The following is a 20,308-nucleotide window of genomic DNA, read 5'->3' on the forward strand; positions in this document are numbered from 1 at the left end:
GCAACACCATGACACTGCGACTTGGCGACATCGCCCCTGATTTCGAGCAGGAATCCAGTGAGGGGCGTATACGTTTTCATGAGTGGCTCGGCGACAGCTGGGGTGTGCTGTTCTCTCATCCGGCTGACTTCACGCCGGTGTGCACCACAGAGCTGGGCTTCACTGCCAAACTGAAAGAGGAGTTCGCCAAGCGCGGCGTGAAAGCCATTGCGCTGTCGGTGGACCCTGTCGATTCGCACATCAAGTGGATCGACGACATCAACACCACGCAAAACACCCTGGTCAACTTCCCGATTCTTGCCGACGCTGATCGCAAAGTTTCCGACCTGTACGACCTGATTCACCCCAATGCCAACGACACGCTGACTGTGCGCTCGCTGTTCGTGATCGATCCGAACAAGAAGGTGCGTCTGACCATTACCTATCCGGCCAGCACCGGGCGTAACTTCCACGAGATTCTGCGCGTCATCGACTCCCTGCAATTAACCGACAACTACAAGGTTGCCACGCCCGCCAACTGGGTGGACGGCGATGACGTAGTGATCGTGCCGTCGATCAAGGATGAAGCCGAGATCAAACAACGCTTTCCCAAGGGCTATAAAGCGGTCACGCCTTATCTGCGCCTGACACCACAGCCAAACCGCTGATTTCCGATCTACCAAGCGTGGGGTTATTCGGGCCGATCTATCGGCCCTTTTTTATTCCTTCCTCATAGCCGCCTGCTGCGTCGCTTTATCAATCGCGGACGCGGAGCATGGGCACGATAGTCGAGATTATCGTTCCGCACGCTCCAGCGTGGGAATGCATGTCGTGACGCTTTGCGTCACAGGTCCGGAGGGTGCAGGCAACGGCATTTTCTTTATATTCATTTATGGAATAACTAAATGAATAAATAAGATTTATAGATATAAAAAAGGGCTGTTAATGTCGTGCCTATTCCCACCTTGCTCGTTCCTCAGCGGTCGAGCAGGGGACCACCCCAAATAGGTAAAGGAGCGCATATGCGCACTGTCATTTTGCGTCGAAGCCTTGTCGCGCTGTTTGCTGCTGCGGTCGCTCTTGGTGCGGTCACTCAGGCTCAGGCGGAAGATCTGCGCATCGGTTACCAGAAGTACGGCACGCTGGTGCTGCTCAAGGCCAAGGGCTCGCTGGAAAAACGCCTGGCCGAGCAGGGCGTTAAAGTCCAGTGGACCGAGTTCCCCGGTGGCCCTCAGTTGCTTGAAGGCCTGAACGTCGGTTCTATCGACTTCGGCGTAACAGGCGAAACGCCGCCGGTCTTCGCTCAGGCCGCGGGCGCGGACCTGCTGTATGTGGCGTACGAGCCGCCAGCACCGACCAGTGAAGCCATCCTGGTTCCCAAAGACTCCCCGATTACTTCGGTCAAAGACCTGAAGGGCAAGAAAGTCGTCCTCAATAAGGGCTCGAACGTCCATTACCTGCTGGTCAAGGCGCTGGAAGATGCGGGTCTGAAATACACCGATATCCAGACCGTCTTCCTGCCTCCGGCCGATGCGCGTGCCGCTTTCGAGCGCGGCAGTGTGGATGCCTGGGTCATCTGGGACCCGTACCAGGCCGCTGCTGAAAAGCAATTGCAGGCGCGAACCCTGAAAGACGGCACCGGCATTGTCGACAACCATCAGTTCTATCTCGCCACCAAGCCGTACGCGCAGAAAAACCCTAAGGTGATTCAGGCGCTGGTCGAAGAGGTCCGAGCGGTGGGCGAGTGGTCCAAGGCCAATCCCGATGAAGTGACCCAACAGGTCGCGCCGTTGCTGGGGCTGCCGGCCGACATCACCCTGACTTCAGTGAAGCGGCAGGGCTACGGCGCGCAGTTCCTTACCCCGCCGGTGGTGGCAGCACAGCAGAAAATCGCTGACACCTTCTACCAGCTCAAGCTGATTCCGAAGCCGCTCAGCATTGCTGATGTGGTCTGGACACCTCCTGCTGCTGTTGCTCAAGCACAGTGATCGTCAGGCCCTTCGAGGAGACAACTCCATGAGCCTCAGTGCTTCGCAACGCATCATTCACCGACTGGCGCCCTGGGCACTTCCAGTCCTGTTGTTGGCAGTCTGGCAGCTGTCAGTCAGCGCCGGCTGGTTATCCACACGCATTCTGCCCGCACCCAGCGCGGTCATCGAAGCGGGCATAAACCTGGTCGCCAGCGGCGAAATCTGGACGCATCTGGCGATCAGCGGCTGGCGTGCCGGGATCGGTTTTGCCATTGGCGGCGGCATCGGTCTGGCGCTGGGCTTCATCACCGGCCTGAGCAAATGGGGTGAGCGTCTGCTGGACAGCTCGGTGCAGATGATTCGCAACGTGCCGCACCTGGCGCTGATTCCGCTGGTCATCCTGTGGTTCGGCATCGACGAGACCGCCAAGATATTCCTGGTCGCACTGGGCACTCTGTTCCCGATTTACCTGAACACCTACCACGGCATCCGCAACATCGATCCGGCGCTGGTAGAAATGTCCCGCAGCTACGGCCTGTCAGGTTTCAGCCTGTTCCGTCATGTGATCCTGCCGGGCGCCATGCCTTCGATTCTGGTCGGCGTGCGCTTTGCGCTGGGCTTCATGTGGCTGACGCTGATCGTCGCGGAAACCATTTCCGCCAGCTCCGGTATCGGCTACCTGGCGATGAATGCACGGGAATTTCTGCAGACCGACGTCGTGGTGCTGGCCATTGTGTTGTACGCCGTACTCGGCAAGCTGGCCGATCTGGCGGCGCGAGGCCTGGAACGTGTCTGCCTGCGCTGGCACCCGGCCTATCAAGTGAGCAAAGGCGGTGCCGCATGACCAGTCTGAAACAGCAACCTCCACACTTGCTTCGTGGCATCCCGCTGGCGGTACGCAAGCTGAAAAAAGCGTTCGGCGCCCGCGAAGTGCTCAAGGACATCGACCTGCACATCCCTGCCGGTCAGTTTGTCGCCATCGTCGGCCGCAGCGGTTGCGGCAAAAGCACCCTGTTGCGCCTGCTCGCCGGCCTCGACAAACCGACGCAGGGCCAGCTACTTGCAGGCTCTGCGCCATTGGACGATGCCCGCGAAGACACGCGATTGATGTTTCAGGAAGCGCGCTTGCTGCCCTGGAAAAAGATCATCGACAACGTCGGCCTTGGCCTGAGCGGCGACTGGCGGGCGCAGGCCCTTGAAGCGCTTGAGGCCGTCGGCCTTGCCGAGCGCGCCAATGAATGGCCTGCCGCATTGTCCGGTGGCCAGAAGCAACGCGTTGCCCTGGCCCGTGCGCTGATTCACAAGCCGCGCCTGCTGTTGCTCGACGAGCCGTTGGGCGCGCTGGATGCCCTGACCCGGATCGAAATGCAGCAACTGATCGAAAAACTGTGGGGCCAGTATGGTTTCACGGTGTTGCTGGTAACCCACGACGTCAGCGAGGCCGTGGCCATTGCCGACCGGGTGATCCTGATCGAAGAAGGGCAGATCGGCCTCGATCTGCTGGTCGACCTGCCACGCCCGCGTGTTCGTGGTTCGCATCGCCTCGCGGCGCTGGAGGCCGAAGTGCTCAACCGCGTGCTGGCCCTGCCGGGTTCGCCACCTGACCCGGAACCGTTTTCGCCACTGCCTACGCAATTGCGCTGGGCAAATTAACCCTGATCCCCAAAGGAAGACATGCCATGACTATCAAAGCCATCAACGTTCGCAACCAGTTCAAAGGCACCATCAAGGAAATCGTCCACGGCGACGTACTGTCGGAAATCGACGTACAGACCGCATCGGGCGTCGTGACCTCGGTCATCACCACCCGCTCGGTCAAGGAGCTGGAGCTGGTCGTCGGCAGCGAAGTCATCGCCTTCGTGAAGTCCACTGAAGTCTCCATCGCCAAGCTGTAAACGATGGGCAAAAAACACCCCGGACGGTCCTGACCCTCCGGGTTTTTTTGCTTTTTACCTAGCAGTTATGCGAGGTAGGCGACGTATCGGTTTTGCTGGATGCTGACGGCTGGTTCTATGTGAAACAACTGCCATGACCTCCCCCGACCAGACAGTGCTATGCACGTATCGCTACGACCCGCTGGACCGTCTGGCTCCCCGCTACTTTATCCAGCCCTTCGCCGATTGCTTCGTCAAGCGCGACAACTTCATCGGGCGGTATTGGCGATGTCATTTCAGCAGGCTCAACTACAAAATTAAATTCGTTGGCCCCATCCAATGGTAGTAAAGCAGCTTCATCGAGGCCGAGTAGAAGACGAGGAGGCTATCAAACAGGCTTTGCCAGCAGAGATCCTGCCGTGAGGAGTGCACGCCAAAAATATTATGCTGCACTTAAAGCTGCTGGTATTAAAAAGCCTAAGCCTGATAGTCCTGTCTATATTGATGGCAAGCTGGAAACTGAAGCGTTTGCTACAAGAATTAAGTATTTTCAAGCGAAGATAAATTATATGTCCAGTATTAAAGGTACTGATAATTATAATCCAACCACCTATGCAAATCAGGTCACAGCATTGAAGCGAGAAAAAAGGGACCAGGCTAAGTATCTACAGAACCCGAGAGAAAAAAATAAATCCACTCGGTCATAATTCTCAATCGGCTCTCTTCACCAAAAACACCGGCAAATACAACCCCAAATAAGCATCAAACACCCGCATCCCTTCCTCAGCCATGCGCGGTGTGATCTCGTCATGCAACTGCACCGACCGCGCATACACCCGATCCCCCAGTTCCATCGCCAGCGCAAACACGTCGACATCGTCCGGCAGTGCGGGCAACTGGAAGTGGCGATCAAATACCTCAAGCATCAGCTGCCCCAGCTCAATGTCGTGCTGGCGGTCGGCCTGGTTGATTTCAGTCAGGCCGTGCTGGGCGAGGATCAATTGGCGAGCGGCGGCGTCGGCGTTGTAGATGGCCAGCATGCGCAGCTCGACGATGCGTGACAGGTCGCGCCAGGTGGTAAGCTGGTCGTGATCGATGGGGGCCTGCAGCGACGCGCGAAAGGCGGCGTGGATGTCGGCGGTCAGTGCTTCAAGCAGCGCGGGGACGCTGGCGAAGAAGTGGTACACCGACGAGGGTGGAATGCCGGCTCGCTCGGCAACGCTGTAGATCGACAGACTGGCCACGCCTTGTTCGGCAAGCAGCGTGCGCGCGGCGTCGAGAATCGAATCGATTCTGGCCTGGCTACGTGCTTGAGGTTTGCGAGGCGTGGCGGCGCGGGTCATGGGCGTGGCTCTTGGTTGGGCTGCGGGCATTGTAAGGGATTACAACGGGATGAATCGCTGTCGTTGCCAAACGATTATCGCTCCCACGCTGGAGCGTGAGGAACGATAAGCGTCGGGATACACACCAAACAAAAACGCCGCACAGCTAAAGGCTTTGCGGCGTTTTGTGTTGCTCAGCCTCAATCAGACCGTATGCAGGTACCAGTTGTACTCGAGGTCGGAGATGGAGTGTTCGAACTCTTCCAGCTCGCTCTCTTTACACGCCACAAAGATGTCGATGTATTTCGGGTCGATGTACTTGGCCATCACCGGGTTGTCGTCCAGCTCGCGCAATGCATCGCGCAGGTTGTTCGGCAGGCTTTGTTCGTGCTGTTCGTACGAGTTGCCTTCTACCGGGGCGCCAGGCTCGACCTTGTTGACCAGGCCGTGGTGCACGCCCGCCAGGACCGAAGCCATCACCAGGTACGGGTTGGCATCGGCACCAGCAACGCGGTGTTCGATACGTACCGCATCGGCGGTGCCGGTCGGTACGCGAACGGCGACCGTACGGTTATCCAGACCCCAGGTCGGCGAGTTGGGCACATAGAACTGCGCACCAAACCGTCGATACGAATTGACGTTCGGGCACAGGAAAGCCATTTGTGCCGGCAGGGTCTCGAGCACACCGCCGATTGCGTGACGCAATGCGGCGTTCTGCTCGGGATCCTCGCTGGTGAAGATGTTCTTGCCGTCGCGATCCAGAATCGAAATGTGAACGTGCAGACCATTACCCGCCTGACCCGGATAGGGCTTGGCCATGAAGGTCGTGTCCATCTCGTGATCGTAGGCGATGTTCTTGATCAGGCGCTTGAGCAATACGGCGTAATCGCACGCCTTGATCGCGTCGGCGACGTGATGCAGGTTGACTTCGAACTGGGCCGGGGCGCTTTCCTTGACGATGGCGTCGGCAGGAATGCCTTGTTCCTTCGCACCTTCGAGGATGTCCTGAAGGCAATCGACGTATTCGTCGAGGTCGTCGATCAGGTAGACCTGTGTCGAATGCGGGCGTTTGCCGGAGATCGGCGAGCGCGGCGGTTGTGGGCGACCGTTCACGTTCTCCTGATCGATCAGGTAGAACTCCAGCTCGAACGCTGCGCAGATAGTCAGGCCCATTTCGTCGAATTTAGCGACGACCTGACGCAATACTTCACGCGGGTCGGCGAAAAACGGATCGCCTTCGAGTTCGTGCATGGTCATCAGCAATTGCGCAGTAGGGCGCTTTTGCCATGGCTCGTTGCACAGGGTGTCGGGGATGGGATAACAGATTCGGTCAGCATCACCGATGTCCAGGCCCAGGCCGGTGCTTTCCACCGTGGAGCCATTGATATCCAGAGCAAATAAAGAGGCAGGCAGGTTGATGCCCTTCTCGTAAACCTTATGGAGGCTGGTGCGTTCGATGCGTTTGCCACGCACCACACCATTCATATCTGCAATCAGAAGGTCAACGTACAGAACCTCAGGATGTTCCTTAAGGAACGCGTTCGCTTCGTTAAGCTGAACGGCACGCGGGGGTACCGACATGATGCAACACCTTTGTTGTTAAAAATATCAATCATCAATGATTGCGGATCTCAGTCAATCCGAAAGCCATGATGAAGTCAATAGAGCCTTTTTTTGCCCTAAAACTGCGCCAAATGGCCTTTTTTGCTGCTATTTAGGGCGTTTAATTCCGTTTTTGACCGTTGTTAAATACGAGCTAGAGCGGCCTGTCTTCTATTCTTAACGGCTTGTTGTATAAAAAAATGAACGAGGCTAAGCTCGATCGCAACCCAGTAGAGCAACACTAGCGGGGGTCCCATGCTTCACCTTTCCCTGGTCGACACGCGACTATCAAGTCCGTACGGCGCCCATCATGCCTGTGATCTCGGTGCTCGTGGTGGGCTGCCACACTTTGCGACATCCCTGAACGGCTATCGAAGCCAGTCTGCTCTACGCTCAACGCTGGACATTACCACTATAACGGCATCGTCAGTGTGACCGCGGCCGTCTGGAAATCCGGCCCCGCAGCTGTCACCTTACCCCTATTCGGCGTCTGCCGAAACGAGTTGTACATCATGACGCCGATGCGTCTGGAACGCCTGATCACGATCAGGACAATAAAACCCTGAGGTATTTATGAGTACCAACCTCGACCAGCTCACCGATTGGTTGAAAGAACACAAGATTACCGAAGTCGAATGCATGATGTCCGACCTCACCGGGATCACGCGCGGCAAGATCTCGCCGACCAACAAGTTCATCGCTGAAAAAGGCATGCGTCTGCCTGAAAGCGTGCTGTTGCAGACGGTGACCGGTGACTACGTGGAGGACGATATCTACTACGAGCTGCTGGACCCGGCAGACATCGACATGATCTGCCGCCCCGACCAGAACGCGGTGTATCTGGTGCCCTGGGCGGTCGAGCCCACTGCACAGGTGATCCACGACACCTACGACAAGCAAGGCAACCCCATCGAGCTGTCGCCGCGCAACGTGCTGAAGAAGGTTCTCAAGCTCTATGCCGATCAGGGCTGGCAGCCCATCGTGGCGCCGGAGATGGAGTTTTACCTGACCAAGCGTAGCGACGACCCTGACTACCCGCTACAGCCGCCGATCGGGCGCTCCGGGCGTCCTGAAACGGGCCGTCAGTCGTTTTCGATCGAAGCGGCCAACGAGTTCGATCCGCTGTTCGAAGACGTCTATGACTGGTGCGAACTGCAGAACCTGGACCTGGACACTCTGATCCACGAGGACGGCACGGCGCAGATGGAGATCAACTTCCGGCACGGTGATGCCCTGTCGCTGGCCGATCAGATTCTGGTGTTCAAGCGCACCATGCGCGAAGCCGCCCTCAAGCACAATGTCGCGGCGACCTTCATGGCCAAGCCGATGACCGGCGAGCCAGGCAGTGCCATGCACTTGCACCAGAGCATCATCGACATCGAGACCGGCAAGAATATCTTCTCCAACGAAGACGGGACCATGAGCGAGCTGTTCCTGAACCACGTCGGTGGCCTGCAGAAGTTCATCCCCGAGCTGTTGCCGCTGTTCGCGCCCAACGTCAACTCGTTCCGCCGCTTTCTGCCCGACACCTCGGCGCCAGTGAATGTCGAGTGGGGCGAAGAAAATCGCACCGTCGGCCTGCGTGTGCCGGATGCCGTGCCGCAGAACCGTCGCGTGGAAAACCGTCTGCCGGGCGCGGATGCCAACCCTTATCTGGCCATCGCCGCCAGTCTGCTGTGCGGCTTCATCGGCATGGTCGAAGGTATTAACCCGAGCGCACCAGTGGTCGGACGGGGTTACGAGCGACGCAATCTGCGTCTGCCGTTGACCATCGAAGACGCGCTGGAGCGTATGGAAAACAGCAAGACCATCGAAAAATACCTGGGCAAGAAATTCATCATCGGTTACGTCGCGGTCAAGCGCGCCGAGCATGAAAACTTCAAGCGCGTGATCAGTTCGTGGGAGCGGGAATTCCTGCTTTTCGCCGTCTGATCACGCAGAGCGCCGCTGCGGTTGATGCGCGGCGCTCTGCCAACTGACCTGATCAAAGGAAGTGCTGCATGAGTGCCAACAACCCGCAAACCCTCGAATGGCAGGCCCTGAGCAGCGAGCATCACCTGGCACCGTTCAGCGACTACAAACAATTGAAAGAGAAAGGCCCGCGCATCATCACCCGTGCCGAGGGCGTTTATCTGTGGGACAGCGAGGGCAACAAGATCCTCGATGGCATGTCCGGGCTGTGGTGCGTGGCCATCGGTTATGGCCGCGAAGAACTGGCCGACGCAGCCAGCAAACAGATGCGCGAGCTGCCTTACTACAACCTGTTTTTCCAGACCGCCCACCCGCCGGTGCTGGAGTTGGCCAAGGCCATTTCCGAGATTGCACCGCAGGGCATGAACCATGTGTTCTTTACCGGTTCTGGCTCTGAAGGCAATGACACGATGCTGCGCATGGTTCGTCATTACTGGGCGCTGAAAGGCCAGCCTAACAAGAAAACCATCATCAGCCGCGTCAATGGCTACCACGGCTCCACCGTCGCCGGTGCCAGTCTGGGTGGCATGACGTACATGCACGAGCAAGGCGATCTGCCGATTCCGGGGGTGGTGCACATTCCCCAGCCCTACTGGTTCGGCGAAGGCGGCGACATGACGCCGGACGAGTTCGGCATCTGGGCTGCCGAGCAACTGGAGAAGAAAATTCTCGAGCTGGGCGTCGAGAACGTCGGTGCGTTCATTGCCGAGCCGATCCAGGGCGCAGGCGGTGTGATCGTCCCACCTGATTCCTACTGGCCGAAGATCAAGGAAATCCTCTCCCGCTACGACATCCTGTTCGCCGCCGATGAAGTGATTTGTGGCTTCGGGCGTACCAGTGAGTGGTTCGGTAGCGATTTCTATGGCCTCAAGCCGGACATGATAACCATCGCCAAAGGACTGACCTCCGGTTACGTGCCGATGGGCGGCCTGATCGTGCGCGATGAAATCGTCGCGGTGCTCAATGAGGGCGGCGATTTCAATCATGGCTTTACCTACTCCGGGCACCCGGTGGCTGCCGCGGTGGCGCTGGAGAACATCCGTATCCTGCGCGAAGAGAAGATCGTCGAACGGGTCAAGTCGGAAACGGCACCGTATTTGCAAAAGCGTTTGCGTGAGTTGAGCGATCATCCGCTGGTGGGCGAAGTCCGCGGTGTCGGGCTGCTCGGGGCCATTGAACTGGTGAAGGACAAGGCCACCCGCGAGCGCTATACCGACAAGGGCGCGGGAATGATCTGTCGAACCTTCTGCTTCGACAATGGCCTGATCATGCGGGCTGTGGGCGATACCATGATCATTGCGCCACCGCTGGTGATCAGTTTTGCGCAAATTGATGAGCTGGTAGAGAAGGCGCGCAAATGCCTGGATCTGACGCTGGCGGTGTTGCAGGGCTGAAAATGCCAAAAAAAGCGTCGATTCAAGCGCAATGTGCATTGTTTGAGGGGCTTCGGCTTGAAAGCCTGCCCAGGAAGTTGCCAGACTAATGGCTACACGCCGCTAACTGACGGTCAGTGATAAAAATACATTGGAGCTACGCATGAAAAAATTTGGCAAGACCCTTCTCGCGCTGTCACTGATGGGCGTTGTGGCCACTGCTGCGCAGGCCGATGACAAAGTGCTGCACGTCTATAACTGGTCCGATTACATCGCGCCGGACACCGTTGCCAAATTCGAGAAAGAATCGGGCATCAAGGTGGTCTACGACGTTTTCGACAGCAACGAGACGCTCGAAGCCAAATTGCTCGCGGGCAAATCCGGCTATGACATCGTCGTGCCGTCCAACAACTTCCTGGCCAAGCAGATCAAGGCCGGCGTTTATCAGGAGCTGGACAAGTCCAAGCTGCCGAACTGGAAGAACCTCAACGAGTCGCTGCTCAAGGCCGTGTCGGTCAGCGACCCGGATAACAAGCACGCATTCCCGTACATGTGGGGTTCGATCGGTATCGGCATCAACCCGGACAAGGTCAAGGCCGCCCTGGGTGCTGACGCGCCAGTCAATTCCTGGGACCTGCTGTTCAAGCCGGAGAACGCTGCCAAGCTGAAGTCGTGCGGCATCAGCTTCCTCGATTCTCCAACCGAAATGCTGCCGATCGCCCTGCATTACCTGGGCTACCCGACCGACTCTCAGGACAAGAAGCAGCTCGCCGAAGCTGAAGCGTTGTTCCTGAAGATTCGTCCGTCGATTGGCTATTTTCACTCGTCCAAGTACATCTCGGATCTGGCCAACGGCAACATCTGTGTAGCGGTCGGCTACTCGGGTGATATCTATCAGGCCAAGTCCCGCGCTGCCGAAGCCGGTGGCAAGGTCAAAGTTGCTTACAACATTCCGAAAGAAGGCGCCGGCAGCTTCTACGACATGGTCGCCATTCCCAAGGGTGCCGAAAACGTCGAGGGTGCCTACAAGTTCATGACCTTCCTGATGAAGCCGGAAATCATGGCCGAGATCACCAACGCCGTGCGCTTCCCGAACGGTAACGCGGCGGCTACGGCGCTGGTCGACAAGGAAATCACCAGTGACCCTGGCGTTTATCCACCTGCCGACGTCCAGGCCAAACTGTATGCAATCGCTGATCTGCCTGCTGCCACGCAGCGGATCATGACCCGCAGCTGGACCAAGATAAAATCGGGTAAATAAGCCTGTCATCAAACCTGTGGATGCTGCGTAGCCTCGGCCGCGCAACATCCAGTAGACAGGAATATCGCCTAAACCTTTGCTGGTTGGACGCATAGACGGTAAGTTGCGCGCCGGTTTGGTTTTCGGGACGCCCTCCGGCGCTCAGGCCCCTCTGTTAAAAGGACTCATTCTTTGTCTATTTCTATTCTTTCCAAAGCCTTGCTGGCGGCTGCCGGGCTGACACTGTCGATCAGTGCCCAGGCTGAGTCCACCGTGCATATTTATAACTGGTCCGATTACATCGGCAAGACCACCCTGGCCGACTTCGAAGCCGCTACCGGCATCAAGCCGATGTACGACGTGTTCGACTCCAACGAAACCCTGGAAGCCAAGCTGCTGGCCGGACGCACAGGCTATGACGTGGTGGTGCCGTCCAATCACTTCCTCGGCAAGCAGATCAAGGCCGGTGCGTTCCAGAAACTCGACAAGTCGCTGCTGCCCAACTACAAGAATCTCGACCCGGCGCTGCTCAAGCGTCTGGAGAAGAACGATCCGGGTAACCAGTACGCCGTACCGTACCTGTGGGGTACCAACGGCATCGGTTACAACGTCGAGAAGGTCAAGGCGGCACTGGGCGTCGACAAGATCGACTCCTGGGCCGTGCTGTTCGAGCCGGAGAACATCAAGAAGCTGTCCAGTTGCGGCGTAGCGTTTCTTGATTCCGCCGATGAAATGCTGCCAGCCATGCTCAACTACATGGGGCTGGACCCCAACAGCACCAAGGAAGCCGATTACAAGAAGGCCGAAGTCAAGCTGCTGGCGATTCGTCCTTACGTGACCTATTTCCACTCGTCCAAATACATCACCGACCTGGCCAATGGCGACATCTGCGTTGCTGCAGGTTTCTCGGGCGATGTGTTCCAGGCCAAGGCCCGTGCAGAAGAAGCGGGCAAGGGCGTGAAGCTCGCGTACAGCATTCCGAAAGAGGGCGGTAACCTGTGGTTCGACATGCTGGCGATCCCGGCGGACTCGAAGAACATCAAGGCGGCCAGTGCCTTCATCAACTACATGCTCGACCCCAAGGTGATCGCCAAGGTCAGCGATGAAGTCGGCTACGCCAACCCCAATCCCGCCTCCGGCGAGTTCATGGACCAGAGCATCCGTACCGATGAAGCGGTCTATCCGCCTCAGGAAGTGCTGGACCGCCTGTTCGTGAACAGCGAGTTGCCACCCAAGGTGCAACGTCTGATGACCCGCAGCTGGACCAAGGTCAAGTCGGGCAAATAAAAATCCAGCACCCGGCCATATGGGCCGGGTTGCCTACCTGTTGGGAGTTTCACCCATGGCAGTTGCCTCCGGCGCCTACAAGAAAGCCATCGAAGGCGGTCAGCAACCCAAAGAGGTGCTGGTCAAGATTGATCGGGTCACGAAAAAGTTCGACGAGACGATCGCGGTGGACGATGTGTCCCTGCAGATCAACAAGGGCGAGATCTTCGCCCTGCTTGGCGGCTCTGGCTCCGGCAAATCGACACTGCTGCGCATGCTGGCCGGGTTCGAACGGCCGACTGAGGGGCGCATCTACCTCGACGGTGTCGACATCACCGACATGCCGCCGTACGAACGCCCGATCAACATGATGTTCCAGTCTTATGCGCTGTTCCCGCACATGACCGTGGCGGACAACATCGCCTTCGGCCTCAAGCAGGACAAGCTGGGCAAGCCGGAAATCGAAGCCCGCGTGGCAGAGATGCTCAAGCTGGTACAGATGACCCAGTACGCCAAGCGCAAGCCGCATCAGCTCTCCGGCGGTCAGCGTCAGCGTGTGGCCCTGGCCCGTTCGCTGGCCAAAAAGCCCAAGCTGTTGCTGCTCGACGAGCCGATGGGCGCGCTGGACAAGAAACTGCGGTCGCAGATGCAGCTGGAACTGGTGGAGATCATCGAGCGCGTCGGCGTGACCTGCGTAATGGTGACTCACGATCAGGAAGAGGCCATGACCATGGCCGAGCGCATCGCGATCATGCACCTGGGCTGGATCGCGCAGATCGGCAGCCCGATCGACATCTACGAGACCCCGACCAGCCGTCTGGTCTGCGAATTCATTGGCAGCGTCAACCTGTTCGAAGGTGACGTGATCGAAGACATGGAAGCCCATGCGCTGATCCGCAGCCCCGAGCTGGAGCGCAATATCTATGTCGGCCACGGCGTCAGTACGTCGGTGGAAGACAAGCACATCACCTACGCACTGCGTCCGGAGAAACTGCTGATCACCACCGAGCAGCCAGGCTTCGAATACAACTGGTCGCGCGGCAAGGTCCACGACATCGCCTATCTGGGTGGTCATTCGGTGTTCTACGTCGAGCTGCCGGGCGGCAAGCTGGTTCAGTCGTTCGTCGCCAACGCCGAGCGTCAAGGCGCGCGGCCTACCTGGGGCGATGAAGTCTACGTCTGGTGGGAAGACGACAGCGGCGTGGTACTGCGCTCATGAAAATGCGCAAGATCAAGCGCGCGTTCGAGCGCATAAAGCCCAACGGGCGGCAGATGGTCATCGGCGTGCCGTTCCTCTGGCTGTTCCTGTTCTTTGCTCTGCCGTTTCTGATCGTGCTCAAGATCAGCTTCGCCGAGGCCGACGTCGCGATCCCGCCGTACACCGAAATCTTCAGCTACGCCGATGAAAAGCTGCAGATGGTCCTCAACTTCGCCAACTACACTTTGCTCAGCGGCGACGATCTGTACGTTTCGGCCTATCTGGGTTCGCTGAAGATGGCCTTCATCAGCACCTTGCTGTGCCTGCTGATCGGCTATCCGATGGCCTACGCCATTGCCAGCGCGCGCAAGGACCTGCAAACGGTGCTGTTGCTGCTGATCATGATGCCGACCTGGACAGCGATCCTGATCCGCGTCTACGCCTGGATGGGTATCCTCAGCAACAACGGGCTGCTCAATGCGTTCCTGATGTGGCTGGGGCTGATCGACACGCCGTTGCAGATCCTCAATACCAACCTGGCGGTGTACATCGGCGTGGTCTATTCCTACCTGCCGTTCATGATCCTGCCGCTGTACGCCAACCTTGTGAAGCACGACACCAGCCTGCTGGAAGCCGCCTCCGATCTGGGCTCGAGCACCTTCAACAGCTTCTGGAAAATCACCGTGCCGCTGTCCAAGAACGGCGTGATCGCCGGCTGCATGCTGGTATTCATTCCGGTGGTGGGCGAGTTCGTGATTCCCGAGCTGCTCGGCGGCCCGGAAACCCTGATGATCGGCCGCGTGCTGTGGCAGGAATTCTTCAACAACCGTGACTGGCCGGTTGCTTCGGCGCTGGCGGTCATCATGCTGCTGGTGCTGATCGTGCCCATTATCCTGTTCAACCGCAGTCAGGCCAAAGAACTGGAGGGCAAGGCATGAACCGCTTTCGATTCTCGAACCTGATGCTGGTGCTGGGTTTGCTGTTCATCTATGCGCCGATGGTGATTCTGGTCATCTACTCGTTCAACGCCTCGCAACTGGTGACGGTCTGGGGCGGCTGGTCGGTGAAGTGGTACGTCGGCCTGCTGGACAACTCGCAACTGATGGGCTCGGTGATGCGCTCATTGGAAATCGCCTGCTACACCGCCGTTGCTGCGGTGGCGCTGGGGACCATGGCGGCGTTTGTGCTGACACGCATCAGCCGCTTCAAAGGCCGCACGTTCTTTGGCGGGCTGGTCACGGCTCCTTTGGTCATGCCGGAAGTAATCACCGGTTTGTCGCTGTTGCTGCTGTTCGTGGCCATGGCGCAATTGATCGGCTGGCCGCAGGAACGCGGCATCATGACCATCTGGATCGCGCACACGACGTTCTGTGCGGCCTACGTGGCGGTGGTGGTCTCGGCGCGCCTGCGTGAGCTGGACCTGTCGATCGAAGAGGCCGCAATGGACCTGGGCGCCCGTCCGTGGAAGGTGTTCCTGCTGATCACCATCCCGATGATCGCGCCATCGCTGGCAGCCGGGGGCATGATGTCCTTCGCGCTGTCGCTGGACGACCTGGTACTCGCCAGCTTCGTCTCCGGGCCCGGCTCGACGACCTTGCCGATGGAAGTGTTCTCTGCCGTGCGCCTGGGTGTGAAGCCTGAAATCAACGCAGTGGCGAGCCTGATCCTGCTGGCCGTGTCACTGGCGACCTTCCTGGTCTGGTTCTTCACCCGCCGCGCCGAAAACAACCGCAAGCGTGCGATCCAGCAGGCTATCGAGGAAAGCGCGGCAGACGCCTGGAAACAGCCTGATCCGAGACGTGCTCCGGCGGCGTGAAGACCTGATCATGCGCGATACACAAGCCCGCTCTTGATCCTGCCCGTAGGGCGTAGGAGCGAGCTTGCTCGCGAAGACGTTGATCGCAAGTCCACTCTTGATTCTGCCCGCAGGGCGTAGGAGCGAACTTGTTCGCGAACTGCCGGGGACCGGCAGCCAAACCAGCGACCTCGGTTGTGCCTGATGTACCGCACGTGACGGTTTCACTGTCGGTTCCCGACAGTTCGCGAGCAAGCTCGCTCCCACGCCCTCCGGGCAGAAGCCCCATTTCCGGGCTCGGCGCAGAGAGTATCGCTAAGCCCCCGGCACCAGCCGTAAAACCCTTGGAAGCAGCCTGATCATGCGCGATACACAAGCCCGCTCTTGATTCTGCCCGTAGGGCGTAGGAGCGAACTTGTTCGCGAACTGCCGGGGACCGGCAGCCAAACCAGCGACCTCGGTTGTGCCTGATGTACCGCACGTGACGGTTTCACTGTCGGTTCCCGACAGTTCGCGAGCAAGCTCGCTCCCACGCCCTCCGGGCAGAAGCGCCATTTCCGGGCCCGCGCAGAGAGTATCGCTACGCCCCCCGGCGCCAGCCGCAAAATGCTTGGAAGCAGCCTGATCATGCGCGATACGCAAGCCCGCTCTTGATTCTGCCCGTAGGGCGTGGGAGCGAGCTTGCTCGCGAACTGCCGGGGACCGGCAGCCAAACCAGCGACCTCGGTTGTGCCTGATGTACCGTACGTGACGGTTTCACTGTCGGTTCCCGACAGTTCGCGAACAAGTTCGCTCCCACGCCCTCCGGGCAGAAGCGCCATTTCCGGGCCCGCGCAGAGAGTATCGCTACGCCCCCGGCACCAGCCGTAAAACCCTTGGAAGCAGCCTGATCATGCGCGATACACAAGCCCGCTCTTGATTCTGCCCGTAGGGCGTGGGAGCGAGCTTGCTCGCGAACTGCCGGGGACCGGCAGCCAAACCAGCGACCTCGGTTGTGCCTGATGTACCGTACGTGACGGTTTCACTGTCGGTTCCCGACAGTTCGCGAACAAGTTCGCTCCCACGCCCTCCGGGCAGAAGCCCCATTTCCGGGCTCGGCACAGAGAGTATCGCTAAGCCCCCGGCACCAACCGTAAAACCCCTTCCGTATGCTCGGCAATGTCCTTCTCGCTGAAGCGCTGTGGCAGGTACTCGCCGTTCACGAAGGCTTTGGCCTGATCGGAATAGTGCTTGTCGAACGGCACGCCGCTTTGTCCTACCGGGTTTATCCCCAGGCTGTGCGCCGGGTCGGCGAAGTCGATCAGGCGGCGGGTCGAGGGGCCGTAGCCGACTGGCCACGGGGCGGGGCGGATGCTCGACGACAGGTTGTTCGGCACTTCGTGCGTACCCGGCGCTGCGTAAGGGCCGACGTTGAAAATCATGTCCAGCGGCTTTTGTGAACCCAGCGGATGGGCTTGAGTCAGGGTATGCGCCTTGCCCCACACCCATTCGTCCGGGTTGGTGCCGTACAGCGACCGCAAATGCGAAACACTGGCGCGCCAGGCCACCTTGACGGTGTTGGCGCGGCTTTCTTCGTGGGGTGAATTGCGATTGTTCCACCACGGCGAATCGGCATCGGCGGCCAGGCGCGGCAGGGCGGCGTCCAGCACGCGGGTCGACAGCAGGGTTTCAAACATCGCGTCGCCCAATTCGTCGTGAAAGGTCTCTTCGGTCAGGTCGAACAGGAACTGATTGAACAGCGTGGCACCCACCGAATCGACGGGATAATCACCTTTCCAGCTGGCCAGTCGCTCCACGAGTGCCCGTTCGTCCGGGTCGCTGACAACGCTGCGCAGTACCGGAATCAATGGCCTGAGAATGCTCGGTGCATAGTCGGTCTGCGTGCCCAGTTGCAGCGCTTTGCTGGCGGCCAAGTCCCACTTGATGCTGGAGTCACTCAGTTGCCGGTTCAGCTCTTGGCCACGTTCGGCCGGGTTGTAGTAGCCGGGAATCGGCATGCCGGTCGGCGACTGCGGCTGGAAGTTGGCCGACACGATGTAGCCACGCGCCGGGTTTTCTTCGTGCGGGTTGGCGCTGAACGGGTAAAAGCCGAGCTTATCGGCCTGTGCCGTGCTGCCGTCCAGAATGAAACTGGGGTTGACGCCCTGCGGACGGATCGGCAGTTGCGCCGCCGCCCACCAGCCGATATCGCCTTTGGCGTTGGCCCAGACGATATTGAGGCCCGGCGACTGAATCTTCTCGGCTGCGCTACGCATCTTGTCCAGTGTATCGGCGCGGTTAGCCTCGTAGAAACCGTCCAGCACCGGGTTGGCAGACGCCAGAAACGACCACCACATCGCGATAGGTGTCTGGTCGGCGTTCTTGCCCATCACGTTATTGACGATAGGGCCGTGCGGCGACTCCAGCAGCGTCAGTGTGACCGGGGCCTGGCCTTTGACGGCGATCTGCTGCTCTGAGCGTTTCATGTCCGTCCATTGCCCGTGGTACCAGACCTGATTCGGGTTATCCGGGTTGGTCTTCTCGGCAATCAGGTCCACGTCATCGTTCTGGAACATGGTCAGGCTCCAGCCGAAATCCATGTTGTGGCCCAGCAGCGCGAACGGGTTGAGCGCCGGAAAGTGCCCGTACAGCTCGAAGCCCGGCGCAGACAGCTGCGCTTCGTACCATATCGAAGGCACCGAGAAGCGAATGTGCGGGTCACCCGCCAGGATCGGCTTGCCGCTTTGCGTACGGCTGCCGGAAATCACCCAGGCGTTGCTGCCTTCGAATTGCGGCAGGCCAGCGTCTTCAAGCGCCTTGTGACTCAACTGCGCCAGCTGATTCAGGCCCTTCCAGTCGGCGTCGGCCAGTGCCGGTTTCGAGTCGAGCATGCCGTCCGGGTGCCAGTCCAGGTCGAAGACTTTCAAGTACTCCGGCCCAAGCTGATCGCGCACGTAGGTCAGCAGCGGCTCGGTTCTGAACGCCGCGGCAAAACTGTAAGCCAGATAGCCGGCGATGCTGACCGTGTCCTCTGTGGTGAAGCGTCGTCTGGGGATGCCCAGTGCGTCGAACTCCATCGGCCTTGCATGGGTGTCCTGATACTGGTTGATGCCGTCAATGTAGGCTTCCAGCGCTTTCCAGGTCGGGGTGTTCTTGTCCTGACGTGCGACATACGCGTCCGCGTGTTCACGAATGCGCAGGGTGCGAAACAGTTTGTCGGTCTCGACCAGATTCGGCCCCAGTACCTCCGCCAGCTCGCCGCGTGCCAGGCGACGCAGCATTTCCATCTGGAACAGCCGGTCCTGAGCATGGGCATAGCCCAGCGCACGGTAAAGGTCGGCTTCGTTCTCGGCGCGGATGTGCGGCACGCCACGCTCGTCGTAGCTCAGGGTGACGGGGGCCTGAAGACGGCTCATGGCGATCTCGCCGTCGCGTACCGGCAACTTGCTATTTACGTACCAGCCCGCGACACCTGCAAGCAGGGCGATGATGATGGCTAGAATGAAGAGGCTGCGTTTCATCCGGTTTCTCTGTAAATGGCGTAGGCAGGAATGGAGACTATCGTTGTGACGCAGTTGACTCGATGAAACCCGACACAAGAGCCGTTTGAAGCGGCTTCAGGGCGAATTCGGGCGGGCGAGCTCGCAAGCACGGCCCAGTGTGCAGACAGTAATGTGCACGTTCAATGACAGATGTCTGCGATTACAGCGGCTTAGCTTGCCATGCCGTGGCAGACAGAAGAATATCGTTACACAACTTTACGAGCCATTTGTTGAAATCTGGAAACCACATGTCCGCCACGTTCGACCCCGATAACCTGCGTGCCAGCCTGCTGCCGCTGAGCGTTATTGATCCGCTTTCCATGGAAGGACTGGCCTATCAGCGCTTCTACGGTCTTGCCGGACTGTGTGGCGAGAACGTCATACGCAGCTGGCTGGGGCGCCTCGATGTGGCGGGCTACGAGGTGGTCGGGCAGGTCTGGCTGCCTGACAGCCCGGTCGCCACGCTGTTTCTGTTTCACGGCTTCTATGACCACATGGGGTTGTACCGGCATGTGATCGAGTGGGCTCTGGAGCAGGGCTTTGCCGTGATCGCCTGCGACCTGCCGGGGCATGGTCTGTCGAGCGGCAGTCGTGCCTGCATCAATGACTTCTCTGAGTATCAGCTGGTGTTGCAACGCCTGCTGCTCGAAGCCGAAGGCCTTGGGCTGCCACATCCCTGGCACCTGTGCGGCCAAAGCATGGGCGGTGCCATCGTGACGGATCACCTGCTTCATCAGGGGGCAGATTCGCCCGCGCAGGGGGAGGTGATCCTGCTGGCGCCGCTGGTCAGGCCGCGCGCCTGGGGCTGGTCGCGTCTGAGTTATCACCTGCTCAAACCGTTCGTGAACGGCATTGCCCGCCGTTTCACCGAAAACTCCAATGCACCCGCGTTCCTGCCTTTTCTGATGGCCGATCCGTTACAGCCGCTGCGACTGCCCACGGCCTGGGTCGGCGCGCTGGCGCAATGGATCGTGCGTGTTGAAAGCGCGCCGCGCAGCCTGCGCAGCCCACTGATCATCCAGGGCGAGGCGGACATGACGGTCGACTGGTCGCACAATCTGGCGATCCTGAAAGACAAGTTCAGCCAGCCGCAGATTCTGATGCTCGGGCACGCCCGGCATCATCTGGCCAACGAAACGCCAGAGCTGCGGGCTCGGTACTTTGATTTTCTGAAAGGGCGCTTGCGCTAGGCGTTCT

Annotated in this window: 17 protein-coding genes; 14 read left to right on the forward strand and 3 right to left on the reverse strand. The window is 59.1% G+C overall.

The window, feature by feature from the left end; all coding sequences use genetic code 11:
- Nucleotides 1-8: 8 nt before the first annotated feature.
- The 6 genes from JOE29_RS00620 (at nucleotide 9) to JOE29_RS00645 (ending at nucleotide 4,530) form a co-directional block, all read left to right on the forward strand.
- Complete coding sequence (locus tag JOE29_RS00620; RefSeq protein ID WP_003342196.1) at nucleotides 9-647, forward strand: peroxiredoxin; 639 nt, start codon at nucleotides 9-11, stop codon at nucleotides 645-647.
- A gap of 354 nt (nucleotides 648-1,001) precedes the next feature.
- Nucleotides 1,002-1,967, forward strand: a complete 966-nt coding sequence (locus tag JOE29_RS00625; protein ID WP_003342194.1) for a sulfonate ABC transporter substrate-binding protein — start codon at nucleotides 1,002-1,004, stop codon at nucleotides 1,965-1,967.
- 28 nt (nucleotides 1,968-1,995) lie between these two features.
- Nucleotides 1,996-2,793: an aliphatic sulfonate ABC transporter permease SsuC gene (gene ssuC / locus JOE29_RS00630; RefSeq protein WP_003394402.1), complete on the forward strand. Its 798-nt coding sequence runs from the start codon at nucleotides 1,996-1,998 to the stop codon at nucleotides 2,791-2,793.
- Nucleotides 2,790-3,602: an aliphatic sulfonates ABC transporter ATP-binding protein gene (ssuB, locus tag JOE29_RS00635; protein ID WP_003427335.1), complete on the forward strand. Its 813-nt coding sequence runs from the start codon at nucleotides 2,790-2,792 to the stop codon at nucleotides 3,600-3,602. The genes ssuC and ssuB overlap by 4 nt, the downstream gene beginning before the upstream one ends.
- A gap of 26 nt (nucleotides 3,603-3,628) precedes the next feature.
- Complete coding sequence (locus JOE29_RS00640) at nucleotides 3,629-3,844, forward strand: TOBE domain-containing protein (protein WP_002555770.1); 216 nt, start codon at nucleotides 3,629-3,631, stop codon at nucleotides 3,842-3,844.
- A 305-nt stretch (nucleotides 3,845-4,149) separates the two neighbouring features.
- Complete coding sequence (locus JOE29_RS00645) at nucleotides 4,150-4,530, forward strand: hypothetical protein (RefSeq protein ID WP_143521095.1); 381 nt, start codon at nucleotides 4,150-4,152, stop codon at nucleotides 4,528-4,530.
- A gap of 3 nt (nucleotides 4,531-4,533) precedes the next feature.
- Here JOE29_RS00645 and JOE29_RS00650 read toward each other — a convergent pair whose 3' ends face one another.
- Together JOE29_RS00650 and JOE29_RS00655 are read right to left on the reverse strand one after the other, a co-directional pair.
- Nucleotides 4,534-5,166, reverse strand: a complete 633-nt coding sequence (locus JOE29_RS00650) for a TetR/AcrR family transcriptional regulator (RefSeq protein WP_010406564.1) — start codon at nucleotides 5,164-5,166, stop codon at nucleotides 4,534-4,536.
- A 183-nt stretch (nucleotides 5,167-5,349) separates the two neighbouring features.
- Nucleotides 5,350-6,726 carry a glutamine synthetase family protein gene (locus tag JOE29_RS00655; protein WP_003413528.1) on the reverse strand — a complete coding sequence of 459 codons (1,377 nt, stop codon included), beginning with the start codon at nucleotides 6,724-6,726 and terminating at the stop codon, nucleotides 5,350-5,352.
- 594 nt (nucleotides 6,727-7,320) lie between these two features.
- Between JOE29_RS00655 and JOE29_RS00660 the strand changes: the two genes are divergently transcribed.
- From JOE29_RS00660 to JOE29_RS00690, 7 genes are all read left to right on the forward strand, one after another.
- Nucleotides 7,321-8,679, forward strand: coding sequence for a glutamine synthetase family protein (locus JOE29_RS00660; protein WP_004415470.1), 1,359 nt, complete (start codon nucleotides 7,321-7,323; stop codon nucleotides 8,677-8,679).
- 68 nt (nucleotides 8,680-8,747) lie between these two features.
- Entirely contained in the window at nucleotides 8,748-10,112 is a 1,365-nt protein-coding gene (locus tag JOE29_RS00665; protein WP_210078705.1) for an aspartate aminotransferase family protein, read from the forward strand.
- Between the two features lie 142 nt (nucleotides 10,113-10,254).
- On the forward strand, nucleotides 10,255-11,352 hold the full coding sequence (locus JOE29_RS00670; protein WP_044312441.1) for a polyamine ABC transporter substrate-binding protein: 1,098 nt from the start codon (nucleotides 10,255-10,257) through the stop codon (nucleotides 11,350-11,352).
- A 171-nt stretch (nucleotides 11,353-11,523) separates the two neighbouring features.
- The gene (locus JOE29_RS00675) at nucleotides 11,524-12,618 is read left to right on the forward strand and encodes a polyamine ABC transporter substrate-binding protein (protein WP_044312442.1); all 1,095 of its coding nucleotides are present in this window, start codon (nucleotides 11,524-11,526) and stop codon (nucleotides 12,616-12,618) included.
- 55 nt (nucleotides 12,619-12,673) lie between these two features.
- Complete coding sequence (potA, locus tag JOE29_RS00680) at nucleotides 12,674-13,816, forward strand: polyamine ABC transporter ATP-binding protein (protein ID WP_003394418.1); 1,143 nt, start codon at nucleotides 12,674-12,676, stop codon at nucleotides 13,814-13,816.
- Entirely contained in the window at nucleotides 13,813-14,733 is a 921-nt protein-coding gene (locus JOE29_RS00685; protein ID WP_003420198.1) for an ABC transporter permease subunit, read from the forward strand. The genes potA and JOE29_RS00685 overlap by 4 nt, the downstream gene beginning before the upstream one ends.
- Nucleotides 14,730-15,611, forward strand: a complete 882-nt coding sequence (locus JOE29_RS00690) for an ABC transporter permease subunit (protein ID WP_003318275.1) — start codon at nucleotides 14,730-14,732, stop codon at nucleotides 15,609-15,611. Before JOE29_RS00685 ends, JOE29_RS00690 begins: the two co-directional genes overlap by 4 nt.
- A gap of 1,091 nt (nucleotides 15,612-16,702) precedes the next feature.
- Here the strand turns inward: JOE29_RS00690 and JOE29_RS00695 are convergent.
- Nucleotides 16,703-19,090, reverse strand: a complete 2,388-nt coding sequence (locus JOE29_RS00695) for a penicillin acylase family protein (RefSeq protein WP_044312443.1) — start codon at nucleotides 19,088-19,090, stop codon at nucleotides 16,703-16,705.
- A gap of 269 nt (nucleotides 19,091-19,359) precedes the next feature.
- Here JOE29_RS00695 and JOE29_RS00700 point away from each other — a divergent pair, with 269 nt between their 5' ends.
- On the forward strand, nucleotides 19,360-20,301 hold the full coding sequence (locus JOE29_RS00700; protein ID WP_004415480.1) for an alpha/beta hydrolase: 942 nt from the start codon (nucleotides 19,360-19,362) through the stop codon (nucleotides 20,299-20,301).
- The last annotated feature ends 7 nt before the right edge of the window (nucleotides 20,302-20,308 follow it).

This window comes from Pseudomonas sp. PvP009 (assembly GCF_017832995.1).
GTDB lineage: Bacteria > Pseudomonadota > Gammaproteobacteria > Pseudomonadales > Pseudomonadaceae > Aquipseudomonas > Aquipseudomonas syringae.